Source organism: Pseudomonas sp. MWU12-2037, assembly GCF_023242345.1.
Classification (GTDB): Bacteria; Pseudomonadota; Gammaproteobacteria; order Pseudomonadales; family Pseudomonadaceae; genus Aquipseudomonas; species Aquipseudomonas gingeri_D.
On record NZ_JALLIZ010000003.1, the window covers coordinates 428934 to 446985 of the forward strand.

General features: G+C 62.9%; 15 protein-coding genes. 6 read left to right on the forward strand and 9 right to left on the reverse strand.

What is annotated here, in order from left to right:
• Positions 1-4: 4 nt before the first annotated feature.
• The 6 genes from M5B42_RS07815 to M5B42_RS07840 all read right to left on the reverse strand — a co-directional run bounded on the left by M5B42_RS07815 (position 5) and on the right by M5B42_RS07840 (position 6040).
• Positions 5-1246, reverse strand: a complete 1242-nt coding sequence (locus M5B42_RS07815) for an SfnB family sulfur acquisition oxidoreductase (RefSeq protein WP_248745459.1) — start codon at positions 1244-1246, stop codon at positions 5-7.
• A gap of 211 nt (positions 1247-1457) precedes the next feature.
• Positions 1458-2213: a hypothetical protein gene (locus M5B42_RS07820; protein WP_248745460.1), complete on the reverse strand. Its 756-nt coding sequence runs from the start codon at positions 2211-2213 to the stop codon at positions 1458-1460.
• A 411-nt stretch (positions 2214-2624) separates the two neighbouring features.
• Positions 2625-3374, reverse strand: a complete 750-nt coding sequence (gene tcyN / locus M5B42_RS07825) for an L-cystine ABC transporter ATP-binding protein TcyN (protein WP_103498505.1) — start codon at positions 3372-3374, stop codon at positions 2625-2627.
• 4 nt (positions 3375-3378) lie between these two features.
• Entirely contained in the window at positions 3379-4044 is a 666-nt protein-coding gene (gene tcyL, locus M5B42_RS07830; RefSeq protein WP_103498504.1) for a cystine ABC transporter permease, read from the reverse strand.
• Positions 4044-4841, reverse strand: a complete 798-nt coding sequence (tcyJ, locus tag M5B42_RS07835) for a cystine ABC transporter substrate-binding protein (protein ID WP_103498503.1) — start codon at positions 4839-4841, stop codon at positions 4044-4046. The genes tcyL and tcyJ overlap by 1 nt, the downstream gene beginning before the upstream one ends.
• 206 nt (positions 4842-5047) lie before the next feature.
• On the reverse strand, positions 5048-6040 hold the full coding sequence (locus tag M5B42_RS07840) for a D-cysteine desulfhydrase (protein WP_248745461.1): 993 nt from the start codon (positions 6038-6040) through the stop codon (positions 5048-5050).
• A 190-nt stretch (positions 6041-6230) separates the two neighbouring features.
• On the opposite strand from M5B42_RS07840, the gene epsC reads away from it, so the two are divergent.
• Together epsC and betT are read left to right on the forward strand one after the other, a co-directional pair.
• Positions 6231-7160, forward strand: coding sequence for a serine O-acetyltransferase EpsC (gene epsC / locus M5B42_RS07845; RefSeq protein WP_178129985.1), 930 nt, complete (start codon positions 6231-6233; stop codon positions 7158-7160).
• A gap of 390 nt (positions 7161-7550) precedes the next feature.
• The gene (gene betT, locus M5B42_RS07850) at positions 7551-9506 is read left to right on the forward strand and encodes a choline transporter BetT (RefSeq protein ID WP_178129987.1); all 1956 of its coding nucleotides are present in this window, start codon (positions 7551-7553) and stop codon (positions 9504-9506) included.
• Between the two features lie 9 nt (positions 9507-9515).
• On the opposite strand, the gene M5B42_RS07855 is transcribed toward betT, so the two are convergent.
• Positions 9516-9773, reverse strand: coding sequence for a hypothetical protein (locus M5B42_RS07855; protein ID WP_103499052.1), 258 nt, complete (start codon positions 9771-9773; stop codon positions 9516-9518).
• A 428-nt stretch (positions 9774-10201) separates the two neighbouring features.
• Complete coding sequence (locus M5B42_RS07860; RefSeq protein WP_248745462.1) at positions 10202-10942, reverse strand: SDR family oxidoreductase; 741 nt, start codon at positions 10940-10942, stop codon at positions 10202-10204.
• A 125-nt stretch (positions 10943-11067) separates the two neighbouring features.
• On the opposite strand from M5B42_RS07860, the gene M5B42_RS07865 reads away from it, so the two are divergent.
• Positions 11068-11958, forward strand: a complete 891-nt coding sequence (locus tag M5B42_RS07865) for a LysR family transcriptional regulator (protein ID WP_103499050.1) — start codon at positions 11068-11070, stop codon at positions 11956-11958.
• Between the two features lie 2 nt (positions 11959-11960).
• Here the strand turns inward: M5B42_RS07865 and M5B42_RS07870 are convergent, their stop codons facing one another.
• A complete protein-coding gene (locus M5B42_RS07870) occupies positions 11961-13004 on the reverse strand; it encodes a LacI family DNA-binding transcriptional regulator (RefSeq protein WP_248745463.1) in 1044 nt (347 codons plus the stop codon).
• Positions 13005-13212: 208 nt separating this feature from the next.
• On the opposite strand from M5B42_RS07870, the gene M5B42_RS07875 reads away from it, so the two are divergent.
• From M5B42_RS07875 to mgrA, 3 genes are read left to right on the forward strand one after another with little or no spacing between them, the layout of a single operon-like run.
• A complete protein-coding gene (locus M5B42_RS07875) occupies positions 13213-15462 on the forward strand; it encodes a TonB-dependent receptor (RefSeq protein ID WP_248745464.1) in 2250 nt (749 codons plus the stop codon).
• Positions 15463-15507: 45 nt separating this feature from the next.
• Positions 15508-16836, forward strand: coding sequence for an LLM class flavin-dependent oxidoreductase (locus M5B42_RS07880; RefSeq protein ID WP_248745465.1), 1329 nt, complete (start codon positions 15508-15510; stop codon positions 16834-16836).
• 38 nt (positions 16837-16874) lie between these two features.
• Positions 16875-17912 (forward strand): L-glyceraldehyde 3-phosphate reductase, encoded by a 1038-nt coding sequence (mgrA, locus tag M5B42_RS07885; RefSeq protein ID WP_248745466.1) that lies wholly within the window; start codon positions 16875-16877, stop codon positions 17910-17912.
• Positions 17913-18052: the final 140 nt, after the last annotated feature.

Sequence of the window (18052 nt, forward strand, 5' to 3'; positions counted from 1 at the left end):
GTCGTCAAATCCAGGAATGCCGGGCCGGCAAACTGCCGTTCAGGTGATAGGCGCCCACGGCGTGGTATTTCCAGCGCACCGGGTCGTGCAGGGTGTGCACCCGGGCGTTGCGCCAGTGTCGGTCGAGGTTGAATTCGGCCAGGGTGGCGCGGCTGCCGGCCAGCTCGAACAGTTTCTCGCTGGCCAGCAGGGCGATTTCGGTGGTGAGGACCTTGGCCTCGGCCACCGCAATCGAGGCACGCGCGGCAGAGGCCGCATCCACCGGCTTGGCGCCGACCTGATCGAGCACCTGCCCGGCCTTGCGCAACAGCGCCTCGGCGGCGTGCAGTTCGATTTTCAATTTGCCGATATCGGCAATCACGTAGAGGTCGTCACTGGCGCGCTCGACCTTGGCATCGACCCACGGCCGCGAACGCTCGCGGACAAAAGCGATGCTGTCATCGATGGCCCCACGGGCGATGCCCGCGTCGATGGCGGCCTGGATCAGTTGCGAGTACGCGCCCTGGATATTCGGCACCTCGCCCTGGCGCCAGTTGTCGACGACGTCTTCCGCTTCCACCCGCACCTGATTCAGCAACACGGTGCCGCTGGCGGTAGTGCGCTGGCCGAAGCCCGACCAGTCGTCGACGATGCGCAAGCCCGGCGTGCCGCGCCGCACGAAGGCCATGACCTGCCGCCCTTCGTCGTTGATCGCCTTGACCGCCACCCAGTGGGCAAACAGGGCGCCGGTGGAATAGAACTTCTGGCCGCTGATGACAAAACCGTCACCGTCGGCGGTGATCCGGGTCTTGAGTTCCAGGGTGTTTTTCGTGCCGCGTTCCGGCCCGGCATTGCCGATGCGCCAGCCTTCCAGCACGCTCTGGAACAGTTGCTTTTTCTGGCGCTCGGTGGCGGTGCCCTGCAGTAACTGGAGAATGCCGAACTGGTTCTGCGGGATCTGCCCGAGCGCCGGATCGGCGGCGGAAATGATCGCGAAGACCTCGGCCACGGTCACGAATGAAACCTGCGGGCCGCCGTACTCGCGGGGAATGGTGATACTGCCCAGGCCGCTGCGGGTGAACTGCTCGATCTCGGCCCAGGGCAGCTTGCGCTGACGGTCGCGGCGCGCGGCCTGCAAACGGGCAGCCTCGGCCAGCTCACGGGCGGCCTGCAGGGCTTCGGCGTCGTTGCGCAGCACCCGGGCCGGGAGCAACAACGGGGCAATATCCAGGTCGCTCCGGACCTGTGCTTCATGCAAATTAGACATCAACGCCACTCCGTGGCGTGCGCAATGCCCTGGCGATCCGCACAAGGGTGATTGTGTTCCTGACCATACCGTCCTCATCTCTCTTTGGAGGCGTCGCGAAAGCGCGACGCCAGCGAAATCAAACAAGTCCGGTGGTCCGGTACATATACCCTAAACGCGTATAAAAATTAAATAAACTAACCTTTAGGAATATGTATAGAAGGTCAGCCTCTCAGCCCCGGCAGGGTTGGGCGAGTTTGGGGAAAACCGGGTGCGGAGCCCTGATGTAATGTCGGGCGCTGCCCACCCTGAGCCGCCGCGCCGGTGCCCAACGGGAGTTGTTGCCGACCCGGTCGATCACGCAGTAGGTGAGGTCCAGACCACTGTCTTCACCGGCTTCCTGGATCACCGCCGGCGGCACGAAGACCCTGACCGGCTTGCCGACGTCCTCGCCGGCGAGCTTGGGCAGGTCGAGGCGCACATCGCCCCAGAGCAGGGTGATTTCGTCCTCGGCGGCCATGTTCAGATACGGCGCCAGGGTCAGCGGCACGCCTCGGCGCATCTGGCTGGGGTTGACCCCGTAGCGCTGGATCGGCGCGGGAATGATCAGCGGCGCCAAGCCCTGGTTTTCCTCACCGAAGGGCTGGCCACCCGGACAGGCAAGCTTGACCGGCACCTCGAGCCGACGCGAACAGGCGCCGGCGCTGCCCACCCGCAGCACCCGATAGTGAACCCGCGCCAGCCCGTCCAGGACGAAGCTTTCCGGCACCCGCAAACTCAGCGACTGGCCCACATCATCGGCCGACACCTGCCGCGCCGTCACATAACAATCGTCCCAGAACAACTCGATCAGGTCGCCCTCATCCATGCCGACATAGGGCCGGATGACAATCGACAACTGCGCGGCGGCCAACAGGCCAATACCACGCCCATGGGCCTGGGGGACGACAGGCGGAGCCAGCCGCAGGGTTTCCTGAAAATGAGTCATGCAAAAATCCTTTTTGTAGGGTAACGAAAAGTCCAACGTGCAGGCGCAGGCCTGGGCCGCATAAACAACCGTTGTCCTTGAACCTTAATAGGCGTCCTTACCGTCGAACATTCTGGAAGGCGCACGCGCAGTCCGGCGAACAGTTGGCCGAAAGGTGCATACAGTCCTGATAACGTCGTGCAGGTTGTGAAGTGCAGCTAAGAGTTTTGCCGGGAAGGTGTCAAGCCATTAAGCCGTCAGGGCGGGGATCGCTCGGGAATTCGGACACTTCCTACTTTCGCAGTCGTTCGTGTGAAAGAAGAAGCCGGGGAAAGGCGGTAGTAAACAATTATTGCCGGATAGGCGGGAAAGCAACTTTTCGAAACCGTCGTACTCATTCCCTGAGTACGCCTTATTGAGTCAAGAAGTGTCCTACGTATTACCGAGAAACTTGCTGAGAAACTGCCGGGTGCGTTCTTCCTTGGGATTGGCAAACAGCGCCTTGGCTTCACCCTGTTCGACGATCACGCCCTTGTCGAAAAAGATCACCCGATTGGCCACATCCCGGGCAAAGCTCATTTCGTGGGTGACGATGACCATGGTGCGTTTTTCTTCGGCCAGGCCACGAATGGTTGCCAGCACTTCACCCACCAGTTCCGGGTCGAGGGCCGAAGTCGGCTCGTCGAACAGGATCACCTGCGGCTCCATCGCCAGCGCCCGGGCAATGGCCACCCGTTGTTGCTGACCACCGGAAAGCCTGCGCGGATAGGCGTCTTCCTTGCCCGCCAGACCAACCTTGGCCAGCAGCTTGCGGCCCAGGACGAGGGCCTGGTCGCGCGGCATCTTCTTGACCACCAGCGGGCCTTCGATAACGTTCTCCAGCGCCGTGCGGTGGGGAAACAGGTTGAAGTTCTGGAACACGAAACCGACCTGCTGGCGCAGCTTGCGCACCAGGCCCAATTGCTGGTTCAGCGGGCGGCTGCCATCGATTTCGATGTCGCCGACCTTGATCCGGCCGCTGGTGGGTTCCTCGAGGAAGTTCAGGCAACGCAGGAAGGTGGTCTTGCCGGAACCGCTGGGGCCGATGATCGCGATCACCTCGCCGGCCTCGACCGTCAGGTCGATACCGTTGAGCACGGTCTGCCCTTTGAATTGCTTGGTCAGTTTTTCAACCACAATCATGCTGTCAAGACTCCTGGTCATGCCGATTGACCCGCTCTTCCAGACGGTTCTGCAAGTGCGCGAGCAGGCTGGCAAGGACCCAGTAGATCAGGGCGGCGGCAAGATACATGGTGAAAATTTCAAAGGTCCGGGCGGTAATCAGCTGGGCTTGGCGGAACAGTTCCGGCACCTGGATGGTCGCGGCCAATGCCGTGTCCTTGACCAGGGAAATGAAACTGTTGCCCAACGGCGGCAAAGCCGTGCGCGCGGCTTGCGGCAGGATCGCCCGGCGCAGGGTCTGCGCCCGCGACATGCCGATGCTCGCCGCCGCTTCCCACTGGCCGCGCTCGATGGAGCTGATGGCGGCCCGCAGGATTTCACAGGCGTAGGCCGCCATGTTCAGCGAGAAGCCGATCAACGCGGCGGGCAGCGGATCCAGCTCGATGCCCATCTGCGGCAGTCCGTAATAGATCACGAACAGCTGGACCAGCAGGGGGGTGCCGCGAAAGAACGACACATAGACCCTGGCGATCCAGCTCACCGTCTTGAAGCGCGACAGACGCATCAAGGCCAGGCCGAAACCCAGCAGCAAACCGAAGAACATTCCACCCAGGCTGAGGATGACCGTGTAGTACGCGCCCTGGAGCAGAAAGGGCGCGGAGTCCAACGCAAGCTGAAAAGCTGCTTCCATTATTGAGTGACGTCAGCGTTGAAGTATTTTTCCGACAGCTTTTTCAAGGTGCCATCAGCGCGCAGTTCGTCGATGGCCTTGTTTACCGCGGCCAGCAACTCGGGTTCGCCTTTACGCAGGGCGATACCGGCTTCCTGACGGGAGAACGGCTCACCGGAAACGGCCAGGGTGCCGTTGGTTTTATTGATCAGTTCAAAGGCTGCCAGACGGTCCACCAGAATCGCGTCGATACGGCCTACGCGCAGGTCCTGGTACTTGGTCGGATCATCGTCGTAGGTCTTGATGACGGCTTTCGGCACATTGTCCTTGAGCCACTGTTCATAGTTGGTGCCCAGGCCGACACCGACCTTGTGGCCCGCCAGATCCTGGGCGGTCTTGAACTTGTCGGCGTCCTTCTTCTGCACCAGGGCCTGGATACCGGAAACGGTATAAGGCTCGGAGAAGTCATACTTCTTCTTGCGCTCTTCGGAGATGGTCACCTGGTTGATCACCGCGTCCAGGCGCTTGGACTCCAGGGCGGCGAGAATCCCGTCCCACTTGGTCGGTTGCAGCTTGACCTTCACCCCCAGTTTTTTCGCCAGGGCTTCGGAGAACTCGACCTCGAAACCGGCCAGCTTGCCGTCGGCACCGATAAAGCTGAACGGCGGGTAGGTGCCTTCCAGGCCGACGTTGATAACGCCGTCTTTCTTGATTTTGTCCAGTTGCTCACCGGCAAAGGCCTGGCCGAGCAGTCCGGCACCGAGTACCAACCCCAGGCTGCCGACCAGCAGACGCTTGCGAAATGCGGAAATATTCATGACGAGCCCCGTGTGTTTTCTTATGGGAAGGAACGCGAAACTGACGCTCTGGAGAGCAGCGTCAATCCTGCCTTAAAGCGGCGCCGGCGTCTCGCGCCAAATCGCCTGCGCCGCGACTATAGCGAGCACTTAATATTCTATAAAATAATAAAAAACTATTTGTATATTCTATTTTATTACCTATTGATGCCACAATTGGTGTCGGGCTACAGCACAGTGCTGTAGGCGAACAACGCGGGCGCCCCGCCGGTGTGCAGGAAGATGATCGGACCGTCCTCGAAACGCTGGCGGCCGATGCCGTCGAGCAGCCCGGCCATGGCCTTGCCGGTGTAGACCGGGTCGAGCAGGATGCCTTCCTGGCTGGCCAACAGCTTGACCGCCGCCAGGGTCCCGGCGTTCGGCTCGCCATAACGGGGAGCGAAATACTCGTCCCACAACTCGACCTTGAAACTGGCCGGCAGCGGTACACCGAGCAACTCGGCCGTACGTTCAGCCAAACCCTGCACCTTCGGCCGCTGCGCCTCGTCGCTACGGGACACCGTCACGCCGACCACCGGCAACCCCGGCAACGCTTCGCTCAAGGCCAGGCCCAGGCCGCTGTGGGTCCCGGCACTGCCGGAGGCCAGCACCACCGCGGCAAATTCCAGTCCGCTGTCTTCGATCTGCGCCGCCAGCTCGAAGCCGGCCCGCACATAACCCAGCGCGCCCAATGCATTGGAGCCACCGATCGGCACCAGATACGGCTTCTTGCCGTTGCTGCGCAGGCGCTCGGCCAGGGCCTGCAACTGCTCGTCGGCATTGTCCAGGTTGTCCACCAGCTCGACCCGGGCGTCGAACAGGTCGAGCAACAGGCGATTGCCATTGCCCAGGTAGTTCGCGTCCTCGGTACCGATGGGGTTTTCCAGCAAGGCCACGCAGCCCAACCCAAGGCGGGCCGCCAGGGCCGCGGTCTGGCGCACATGGTTGGATTGGATGGCGCCGGCGGTGATCAGCGTGTCGGCGCCGACCGCGAGGGCATCGGCGCCCAGGTATTCCAGCTTGCGCAGCTTGTTGCCGCCCAGGGCCAGGGGCGTCAGGTCATCGCGCTTGATGTAGATATCGCGGCCCACCCACGCCGACAGGCGTTCGAGCTTTTCCAGGGGAGTGGCCTGGGCCAGGAGTTCCAGGCGGTTAAAACGGGCAAGCTGTTGTTTGATCATGGGTCCGAGCTGGCTGTAGGAGATGCCTGGACTATAGGCAGCGGCTTTTCCCCAGGCAACTGTCATTCGCTTATGCCGGAAAGTTCTGAGGAAAGCACCATTCGTTCTTAATTACCGTTTGTGTCGGTGCCGTAAAGTGGAAGTCATTAAGGCGACCCGATGGGCCGGTCGTCCCGTCGGAGATTTGATCGTGAGCGAGCGTTCCAGCCATTGGCAACTACAGACCATCGTCGGCCAGTTGCGTAGCGCCCGGGATGAGTGGCGCAGCCGTAATGGCCGGGTCAGCGATGAACAGGGCGGTCGCGAGCTGCCGTCGCGCCAGGCCATGGCCGAGATTCTCGAATCGCTCTGCGGCGCGCTGTTTCCCATGCGCCTGGGGCCGGTGGACCTACGTGAGGAAAGCGAGGACTTCTACGTCGGCCATACCCTCGATGCGGCCCTCAATGCCTTGCTGGCCCAGGCCCGCCTGGAGTTGCGCTACGTGGCGCGACATGGCGGCGAGTCGGACGCCGAGGTCCAGAGCAAAGCCGTGCAACTGATCCAGGACTTCGCCATGGCCCTGCCGGAGCTGCGCCGGTTGCTCGACACCGATGTCCTCGCGGCCTACCACGGCGACCCGGCGGCGCGCAGCGTCGACGAAGTGTTGCTGTGCTACCCGGGGATTCTCGCGGTGATCCACCATCGCCTGGCCCATCACCTGTACCGCGCCGGGTTGCCGTTGCTGGCGCGGATCAGCTCGGAGATTGCCCACTCGGCCACCGGCATCGACATTCATCCCGGGGCGCAGATCGGCGGCAGTTTCTTTATCGACCATGGGACGGGCGTGGTGATCGGCGAAACCGCGATCATCGGCGAACGGGTACGCATCTACCAGGCGGTGACCCTGGGCGCCAAGCGCTTCCCGGCGGACGAGGACGGGCAGTTGCAGAAGGGTCATCCGCGTCACCCGATTGTCGAGGACGACGTGGTGATCTATGCCGGGGCGACCATCCTCGGGCGGATCACCATCGGCCGCGGCGCCACCATCGGCGGCAATGTCTGGCTGACCCGCAGCGTGCCGGCGGGCTGCAACCTGACCCAGGCGAATCTGCAGCAGCATGAGGAAGGGACGCAGCGCTGAGTCCAGGCACAACTTTATCGCCTGTCAGGCCGCCTTCGCTGGCAAGCCAAGCTCCTACAGGTTTTGCGTCGTACCTAGATTTCGCGTACGACAACAAACCTGTAGGAGCTTGGCTTGCCAGCGAAGAGGCCCGAACGATTTCCTCATAACAAGCGTCATACATCCCGCCTAAAGCCCACGTAAGAAAAGCACCACCGAGCCCTGCGATTAGTCCTGAACGCCTTATCCGTGTTTAACTTGACCGTTCGTTCAAGTTAAACCGGCGGTTCGCTGCCCGCTCACAACAGGAGGCTTGCCTTTGCTGAGTCCGAGATGTCCAGCCACGTTTCATATCATTGAGGTGCCCGTTTCATGAGCACCTCCCCCCTCTCCACCAGCGGCCTGATCCGCATGAACCCGCCGGTGTTCTACTTCGCCGCGAGCTTTATCCTGCTGTTCGGCCTGGTGGTCATGGCCCTGCCCGAAGCGGCCGGCCAATGGCTGCTGGCGGCGCAGAACTGGGCGGCCAATACGGTCGGCTGGTACTACATGCTGGCGATGACCCTGTACCTGGTCTTCGTGGTGGTCACCGCCTTGTCCGGCTACGGCAAGATCAAGCTCGGTGCCGACCACGACGAACCCGAGTTCAGTTACCTGTCCTGGGCCGGCATGCTGTTCGCCGCCGGGATCAGCATCACGCTGTTCTTCTTCTGCGTCTCCGAACCCCTGACCCACCTGCTGCAACCGCCCCAGGGCGAGGCCGGGACCCAGGCCGCCGCGCGCCAGGCCATGCAGATCCTGTTTCTGCACTGGGGCCTGCACGGCTGGGGCGTGTTCGCCTTCGTCGGCATGGCCCTGGCCTATTTCGCCTACCGGCATAACCTGCCGCTGGCCCTGCGCTCGGCGCTCTACCCGCTGATCGGCAAACGCATCAACGGGCCCATCGGTTATGCCGTGGATGGCTTCGGCATTATCGCCACGGTGTTCGGCCTCGGTGCCGACATGGGCTTTGGCGTGTTGCACCTGAACTCGGGCCTGGACTACCTGTTCCACGTGCCCCATACCCAGTGGATCCAGGTCGGGCTGATCACCCTGATGATGGGCGCGGCCATCGCCGTCGCGGTCGCCGGTGTCGACAAGGGCGTGCGGGTGATGTCCGACATCAACATGCTGCTGGCCTGCGCGCTGCTGCTGTTCGTGCTGTTCGCCGGGCCCACCCAGCACCTGCTCAACACCCTGATCCAGAACGTCGGCGACTACCTCGGGGCGCTGCCGACCAAGAGTTTCGATCTCTACGCCTATGACAAACCGAGTGACTGGCTGGGTGGCTGGACGGTGTTCTACTGGGCCTGGTGGATTGCCTGGTCGCCGTTCGTGGGCCTGTTTATCGCGCGGATTTCCCGCGGCCGGACCATTCGCGAGTTCGTCTTCGGCGTGCTGCTGATTCCGCTGGGTTTCACCCTGGCGTGGATGTCGATCTTCGGCAACAGCGCCATCGACCAGGTGCTCAACCACGGCATGAGCGCCCTCGGCCAGTCGGCCATCGACGACCCGTCGCGGACCCTGTACCTGCTGCTGGAAACCTATCCCTGGAGCAGGACCGTGATTGCGATCACGGTGTTTATCAGTTTCGTGTTCTTCGTCACCTCGGCCGACTCCGGCACCGTGGTGCTCTCGACCTTGTCCGCCCGTGGCGGCAGCGCCGACGAAGACGGGCCGAAATGGCTGCGGGTGTTCTGGGGCGCGATGACCGCGCTGATCACCAGTGCGCTGCTGTTCTCCGGCAGCATCGATGCGCTGAAGTCGGCGGTGGTGCTGACCTCGCTGCCGTTCTCGCTGATCCTGCTGTTGATGATGTGGGGATTGCACAAGGCGTTCTACCTGGAGTCGCAGAAGCAGATCGCCCAATTGCACTCCCTCGCGCCGCTGTCCAGCTCACGACGCAGCGGCTGGCGCCAACGCCTGAGCCAGGCGGTGCACTTTCCGTCGCGGGACGAGGTGTATCGCTTCCTCGACCAGACGGTGCGTCCGGCCATCGAGGAAGTCAGTGCGGTTTTTGTCGAGAAGGGCCTGAACGTGGTCACGCAGCCGGACCCGGCGAATGACAGCGTCAGCCTGGAAATCGGCCATGACGACCAGCATCCGTTCATCTACCAGGTGCAAATGCGCGGCTACTTCACGCCGTCCTTCGCCCGTGGCGGCATGGGCCCCAAGGAACTGCGCAACCGCCGCTACTACCGCGCCGAAGTGCACCTGCGCGAAGGCAGCCAGGACTATGACCTGATGGGCTACAGCAAGGAGCAGATCATCAACGACATCCTCGACCAGTACGAACGGCATATGCAGTTCCTGCATCTGGTCCGTTGAAGCCTGGGATCAGGTCTGGTCCAGCACCATGAACAAGGCCATGGCGATGGCCGGCAAGCCGAACACCGCCAGCCCGATCATCAACTCCGAAAGGAGGCTCTGGTGGGCGGTGATCACGCCGATGGCGCCGTTGACGATGGTCGCCAGCAGCCACATACCGAGAAAGCCGGCGCCGAGGATCTGCCGGCTGATGCCCAGGCGCTGACCGAAGAACAGCGTGCAGCCGAGCAGGATCAGGCCGATGGCGAGGATGATGGCGGTGTGCATGGGTTGGCCTCCGGGAGCTGTGTTGCCTGTGATTCCGCCTTCGCGGCGGTGCGGCGTCCCGACAAGCTCCGCTCCCACAGGTCCCCTGTCGTGCGCCAAGTTTGGACACGACTCGGAACCCGTGGGAGCGGAGCTTGCCCGCGAAAGCCATTTTGAACGCCACACATGACTTAATTCAGACGCTCATCCCTTACTAAACACTGTAGATCGAAACCCGCCCTCTCACTGACCACTGACCCATAACAAATCCCCTACCCCGATCGGCCATGGCATTGACCACCTCGGCGACATCCGCATCCGCCGGCTACAGCACCGCAAGGCCTTGCAGTGCCTGATGCACCACTCCTACGTAGGGCCCCTCGGTGTATTCAAGCGCACGCGCCTGACCGCCCGCGAACCGGGGGATCATTCAAAGGGTGATGCGCTGATCAGACCAGGCCACCGTTGGCCCGCAGGATCTGGCCGTTGACCCAGCCAGCAGCCGGGCTGACCAGGAAGGACACCACGCTGGCGATATCTTCCGGCTGACCGAGACGCTCCAGCGGTGGCATCTTGGCGAAGGTCTGGATCTGCTCTTCGCTCTTGCCGTGGAGGAACAGTTCAGTCGCCACCGGACCCGGGGCCACCGCGTTGACGGTGATCTGGCGGCCGCGCAGCTCCTTGGAGAAAACGTGGGTCAAGGACTCCACCGCCGCCTTGCTGGCGATATACACCGCGTAACCCGGCAGGTTCAGGCCCACGGTGCTGCTGGAGAAGTTGACGATACGACCGCCGCCATTCATCCGCGTCGCGGCCTCGCGCAGGGTGTTGAAGGTGCCACGGGTGTTGATGGCGAAGGTCTGCTCGAACAGCTCGTCGCTGTGCTGGGCCAACGGCAAGACCTTGAGAATCCCGGCGTTATTGACCAGCACATCGACCTTGCCCAGTTGCTGCTCGGTCTCATCGAACAGGCGGGCAACGTCGGCGGAGCTGGCGACATCGGCCTTGATCGCGATGGCCTGGTGGCCGGCCTGGCGCAGTTCCACCACCAGTGCCGAAGCCTCGTTGGCGCTATTGGCGTAGTTGATGGCGACGGCAAAACCTTCCGAAGCGAGCTGACGGGCGATAACCGCGCCGATGCCGCGTGAAGCGCCGGTAACGATGGCCACTTTCCGAGTCTGGGTAGTCATGTCGAATCTCCTGGGGCGTGGGTTGGGTGTGGCGCCAATTTCACATGTTTACCCAGGGTGATAAATACTCGATAGTTGGCTTTACTATTCAATAATCGCCAACAATCAATCGCAACGGAGCGCCCATGGACCAGGTCAAGGCCATGAAGGCTTTTGTACGGATCTACGAGCGCAGCAGCTTCACCCTGGCCGCCGAAGACCTGAACCTGCCCCGCGCGACCCTGACCCACACCCTGAATCAGTTCGAGGCCTGGCTCGGCACCCGGCTGTTGGAGCGTAGTACCCGGCGCGTGCGCCCGACCCTGGATGGCGAGGCTTATTACCGCCGTTGCGTGCAGTTGCTGGCGGAGCTGGAAGAAGCCGAACTGGCCTTCCGTTCGGTGGCGCCCAAGGGGCGTTTGCGGGTGGATTTGCAGGGGACGCTGGCCAGGTACTTCGTGGTCCCGGCGCTGCCGGCGTTTCTCGAGCGCTACCCGGATATCGAGATCTCGATGAGCGAGGCCAGCCACTTTATCGACCTGATCGCCGAGGGCGTGGACTGCGTGCTGCGTTCGGGCAATCTCGGCGACTCCTCGCTGGTCGGCCGGCGCGTTGCCAACCTGCGCCAGGTGACCTGCGCCAGCCCGGCCTACCTGCGCAAATACGGTGAACCGCAAAGTCTCTCGGACCTGAGCCAACACCAGGGCGTGAACTATGTTTCCAGGGTCACCGGCAAACTGTTCCCGTTCGAGTTCACCGAAGCCGGCGAGCTACGGGAAGTGCCCCTGGCGGGCCGGGTGTCGGTGTTCGGCGCCGAGATCTATGCCGCTTCGGCGGTTTCCGGGCTGGGGCTGATCCAGGTGCCGCATTACCGGGTGGCGGAGCAGATCGGCCAGGGTCTGCTCAAGGAAGTCCTGCCGAACCATCCGCCGCCGCCCATGCCGGTGTCGGTGCTCTACCCGCAGAACCGGCATATGTCGCCACGGGTGCGGGTATTCGTCGACTGGATCAGCGAGGTTTTCGCCAAGGCCGTTTGAAGTCAGGCACTTTCCCGCTTGATCAACTGGCAGGTCAGCAGGTTCAAGCGTTGCACCTCGTCCACCGGCAACACCCCGAGGCTCTCCAACACTCGGGTCGCCGCCAGCACGCCAATCTCCAGGGCCGGCGGTTTGATGGTGCTCAGGCTCGGCAGGAGCATTTCGGCAAACGGATAGTCGCCGAAGCCCAGTACCGCGCAGTCCTCGGGGATCTTCAACCCCGCCCGCTGCCCGGCCAGCAGGCCACCGGCGGCCAGGTTGTCATTGGCGAAGATGATCGCATCCGGTTTCGACGCGCCACTCATCAGCGCCTGCATCGCCTGCTTGCCGGCCTCGAACGGTGCGAGGTCAGCATCCGGGGCAAACACCCAGGGCTCCAGCCCCAGCTCCCGAACGGTCGCTGCATAACCGTCTCGACGCTCCAGGGCGCTGAAGTCCCCCGGGGCGCTGTTCTGCACAAAGGCGATCCGTCGATAACCCTTGCCATGCAGGTAACGCGCAGCGGTCACGCCGACCTCATGGTGGGAAAAACCGATCTGCATCGGTTCGCGCTGCGGCTGGTAATCCCAGGTCTCGATCACCGGGATATCCGCCTCGGCGAGCATTTTTTCCGTGCCCGCACTATGGAAATGACTGGTCAGCACCAGGGCCGCCGGTGACCAGCCGAGAAAGGCGCGGACCGCACTCTCCTCCTGCTCCGCCGAGAAGTAGCTCGACGCCAGCAGCAACTGATAGCCATGCCGACTGAGGGTGTCGCTGAAACCCTGAATGGTATTGGCGAAAATCGGCCCGGAGATATTCGGGATCACCATCGCCACGATCCGCCCCCGCGCCGAGGCCAGGCCGCCGGCCACCAGATTCGGTACATAACCGAGGGCCGCGACCACCGCCGCGATCCGCTCACGACGCTCGGGCGAGACCTGCTCCGGGTTGTTGAAATACCGCGACACGGTGATCGCCGAGACCCCGGCCTCCTGGGCCACCGTGCTCAGGGTGACGCGTCCGGCGCCCCGACGTTTGCGGCCTGGCGATTTTTCAGCAGTCAAAGTGCGGCCCGTCTAAAAAAACAAAAAGGAATATAAAAGTAATTTTTCAGTATTGGACGGTCTATGTCGACCTTTCCGATACTGGCGATGTTAGCGCTAACAAAGTGCTTTGTCTGCTACTCGCTCGAGCGAATGCCCCAAGACAAATTTCAGGCGCCGTCGACGCAGAGCGACAGCAGTTCAGGGCCATTTTTCGAGCGGGCAACACATGCACAACACACTTGGGGTTCAACGCACACTGGCGCAGTCGATTCGCGCCACCACACCACGTCGTCCACACCTGGGCTGGCTGCTCGCCGGGCTCGCCGCCCTGCCGCCATCCGCGGTGTTTGCCGCCGACACCGGCAGCGACCAGGAGCCGACACTGAAGCCCGTCACCGTCACCGCCACGCGGCGCGAGGAATCGTTGCAGAAAGTCCCGGTGGCGGTCTCGGTGGTTGAGGGCGAACAGCTGGAGCGCGACAGTCGCAACGGCGTCGCCAGCATCGTCCAGCAAGTGCCGACGCTGAACTTCCGCACCGGCGCCTCGAACAAGGACACCTCGCTGTTCATCCGTGGCGTGGGCACCATTTCCACCTCGCCGGGGGTCGAGCCCACCGTGGCCACAGTGATCGACGGCGTGGTCTACAGCCGTCCAGGCCAAGCCACCCTCGACCTGCTCGACCTCGACCGCATCGAAGTGCTGCGCGGCCCGCAAGGCACGCTGTTCGGCAAGAATGCCTCGGCCGGCGTGCTGAACATCGTCACCAAGGCCCCGACCGCCGAGACCCACGGCTATATCGACCAGTCGTACTACAGCGGCAACGAAAGCCGCACCCGTTTCGGCATCGGCGGCAGCCTGATCCCCGAGACCCTGAAAGGCTCGCTGACCACCCTGTTCGGCAGCTATGACGGCAACGTCGAGAACAAGGCCAGCGGCCAGGAAGTCAACGGCTACAACCACAAGGGCGTGCGCGGCAAGCTGGAGTTCACCCCCAACGAGGACGTGAAATTCACCTTCGCCGCCGACTACATGGAGTCCCACGACAACGCGCCCAACGGCGTGGTCAGCAAGTCCCTGACCCCGGCCTTCGCCAATGCGTTGAACCCGGTCCGGGCCTCCAGCGACAACCGCGATATCAACACCGATACCCGCACCGAGGTCGACGATATCAACAAGGGCCTGTCCGGCCAGTTGGACTGGAACCTGGGCGACTACACCCTGACCTCGATCACCGCCTGGCGCGGCTGGAGCAACCACCAGAGCCAGGACGCCGATCGCCTGAGCACCATCACGGCCGCCTTCCCCGGCACCGCCGACCAGGGCGCGCTGGACTTCAACCAGTACTCCCAGGAACTGCGCCTGGCCTCGCCCAAGGGCCAATTCCTGGAATACGTCGGCGGCCTGTTCTACCTGCATGGCAAGGACGAAGAAACCTATCAACGCACCCTGACCGCGCCCGGCAGCGTCAATCGTGGCGTCGCCCACTACGGCACCACCAGCGACAGCTACTCGGCGTTCGGCGAAACCACCCTCAACTTCACTTCGGCATTTCGCGGCATCGCCGGCCTGCGCTGGACCCACGACGACCTGTCCTACGACCATCGTCGGGTATCCACCTCCGCCACCACCGTCAGCGGCATCCAGCCCGCCACCAGCAGCAGCGGTTCGGTGGCCGAAGACGGTTGGTCCGGGCGTCTCGGCGTGCAGTACGACCTGAGCGATGCGGTGACCACCTACCTGACCTATTCGCGCGGCTACAAAGGCCCGGCCTACAACGTGTTCTTCAATATGCAGCCACGGGACACCGACGCGCTGAAACCGGAAACCTCCAACACCTGGGAAGCCGGGATCAAGGCCACCAGTTGGAACAATCGCCTGACCACCAACCTGGCGGTGTTCCACAGCGACTACAGCAACTACCAGGCGAACTTCTTCGACACCGTCGCCGGGCAAGTGGTGACGCGCCTGATCAACGCCGGCAGCGTCAGCACCGAAGGCGTGGAAGCCGATTACGCCTTGCAGGCCACCCGTAACCTCAAGTTCTCCGGTGCACTGGCCTACACCAAGGCGCGGATCGACGAATTCTCCTGCCCGCCGGGAGCGGCGGCCAGCTGCAACGTCAACGGCAAGCCGCTGCCGTTCAGCCCGGACTGGAAGAGCTACGTGCGCGCCGACTACAGCATCCCCCTGGACAACGGCCTGGATGTCGAACTGGGTACCGACTTCAGTTGGCAGAGCCAGGTGCAGTACGACATCAGCCAGAACCCCGACACCGTGCAAGGCGCCTATGGGATCTGGAACGCAAGCATTGCCCTGGCCGATTACAGCCAGGGCTGGCGGGTCGCTCTGCTGGGGAAAAACCTCGCCGACAAATCCTATTCACCCTTGCTGGCCAGCGGCGGCAACTACATCTACCGCGCCGTGCCACGGGATGACCAGCGCTACTTCGGCATCCAGTTGCGCAAGGATTTTTGAGCCGTTGCGTGCACCAACCCTCAATAGATCGCCAAGGACTCTGTCATGACCCACACCCCGCGCCAGCTGAAACTCGGCGCCTTCCTGATGGCCACCGGGCACCACGTCGCAGCCTGGCGCCACCCGGATGTGCCGGCCAATGCCGGGCTGGATTTCGCCCACTACAAACACCTGGCCCGCGTCGCCGAGGCGGCGAAGTTCGATGCCCTGTTCGTCGCTGACAGCGTCGCCGCGCCCAGCGCCGAAATCGCCAGCCGCATGGCCCGCTCGGAACACTTCGAACCGCTGACCTTGCTGTCGGCGTTAAGCGCGGTGACCGATCACATAGGCCTGATCGCCACCGCCACCACCAGCTACAACGAGCCGTACCATGTGGCCCGCAAGTTCGCTTCGCTGGATCATCTGTCCGGCGGGCGCGCCGGCTGGAACCTGGTGACCTCGGACAACGCCGCCGAGGCCCTGAACTTCGGGCGCGCCGAACATATCGGCCACGCCGAACGCTACAGCCGGGCGCGGGAATTTCACCAGGTGGTCACAGGGCTGTGGGACAGCTGGGAAGACGACGCCTTTACCCGCGACAAATCCAGCGGCCAGTACTACGACCCCGCCCGGTTGCATGTGTTGAATCACAGCGGCGAACACTTCAAGGTCAAGGGCCCGCTGAACGTCGCCCGCTCGCCCCAGGGCCAGCCGGTGATCATCCAGGCCGGTGCCTCGGAGCTCGGCCGTGATCTGGCGGCGCAAACCGCCGAAGTGGTGTTCACCGCGCAGACGTCGTTGAGCAAGGCCCAGGCGTTTTATGCCGATCTCAAAGGCCGCCTGGCAAAGTTCGGACGTTCGACCGACTCACTGAAAATCATGCCGGGGGTCTTTGTCGTGGTCGGCCAGAGCGAGGCCGAGGCCCAGGAAAAATATGAATCGTTTCAGCAATGGGTCGAACCCGAAGTTGGCGTCGCGCTACTTGGGCGTATGCTGGGCAACTTCGATCTGTCTGGATACCCGCTGGACGGGCCACTGCCGGAGCTGCCGTTGACCGACAGCGGCCAGCAAAGCCGTCAGCAACTGTTGACCGAACTGGCCGGCGCGGAAAACCTGACGCTGGCGCAACTGGGACGGCGCATCGCTGGCGGACGTGGGCACTACAGCCTGATCGGCACGCCGACGCAGATTGCCGACGAGCTGCAGGCCTGGTTCGAACACGGGGCGGCGGACGGCTTCAACGTGCTGGTGCCGCATCTGCCGGGCGGGCTGGAAGACTTTGCCGCTGGCGTCGTTCCGGAACTGCAACGCCGCGGGCTGTTCAGAACAGAGTACCAAGGCAAGACGCTGCGCGAGCACCTGGGGCTGGAGCGGCCGGCCAACCGATTTTTATAGCGACAACTTGTATTGACTGCCAAACGAGAGAGGATTCGATGACTTACCAAGCTGCCGAAAACCGCTACGACTCCATTCCCTACCGCCGCGTCGGACGCAGCGGACTGGTGCTGCCGGCGCTGTCCCTGGGACTGTGGCACAACTTCGGCGACAGCACGCCGATCGACACCCAGCGCGCCCTGTTGCGCACCGCCTTCGACCTGGGCATCAACCACTTCGACCTGGCGAACAACTACGGCCCGCCCTACGGCAGCGCCGAGATCAACTTCGGCCGCCTGCTGCGCGAAGACTTCAAGCAGTACCGCGACGAGCTGATCATCTCCAGCAAAGCCGGCTGGGACATGTGGCCCGGCCCTTACGGCCAGGGCGGCGGTTCACGCAAGTACGTGCTCGCCAGCCTCGACCAGAGCTTGCAACGCCTGGGCCTGGACTATGTGGATATCTTCTATTCGCACCGCTTCGACCCGGACACCCCGCTGGAAGAAACCGCCAGCGCCCTGGCTACCGCCGTGCAGCAGGGCAAGGCGCTGTATATCGGCATCTCGTCGTATTCCGGGGTGAAAACCCGCGAGATCACCGCGCTGCTGAAAGAATGGAAAGTCCCGCTGCTGATTCACCAACCGGCCTATAACCTGCTCAATCGCTGGGTGGAAAAGGACCTGCTGGACACCGTCGACGAGCTGGGGACCGGGGTGATTGCCTTTACCCCATTGGCGCAAGGTCTGCTGACCGATAAATACCTCAATGGCGTGCCGAAGGATGCGCGGGTCAACCGTCCGGGCGGTGGTTCGTTGCAGGCCTCGCACTTGTCCGAGGCGAATATCGCCCACGTGCGGGCGTTGAACGAGATCGCCCAGCGTCGTGGCCAGAGCCTGGCGCAATTGGCCTTGGCCTGGACCTTGCGCGATCCAAGGGTGACCTCGGCCCTGATCGGCGCCAGCCGGCCGGAGCAGATCATCGAGAACGTCGGTGCGCTGAAGAACCTGAGTTTCACCCAGGAAGAACTGGCGGAGATCGATCGCTTTGCCCAGGAAGGCGGGATCAATTTGTGGGAGAAACCGTCGACGGCGGAGTGATCACTGGCCCCTTCGCGGGCAAGCTCCGCTCCCACAATGTTCGAGTCGTACTCAAATCTTGAGTACGGCGCAAAACCTGTGGGAGCCGGCTTGCTGGCGATGGCGTCCGGTCAGGCGATGCAAGGCCCACTGGCCTTATC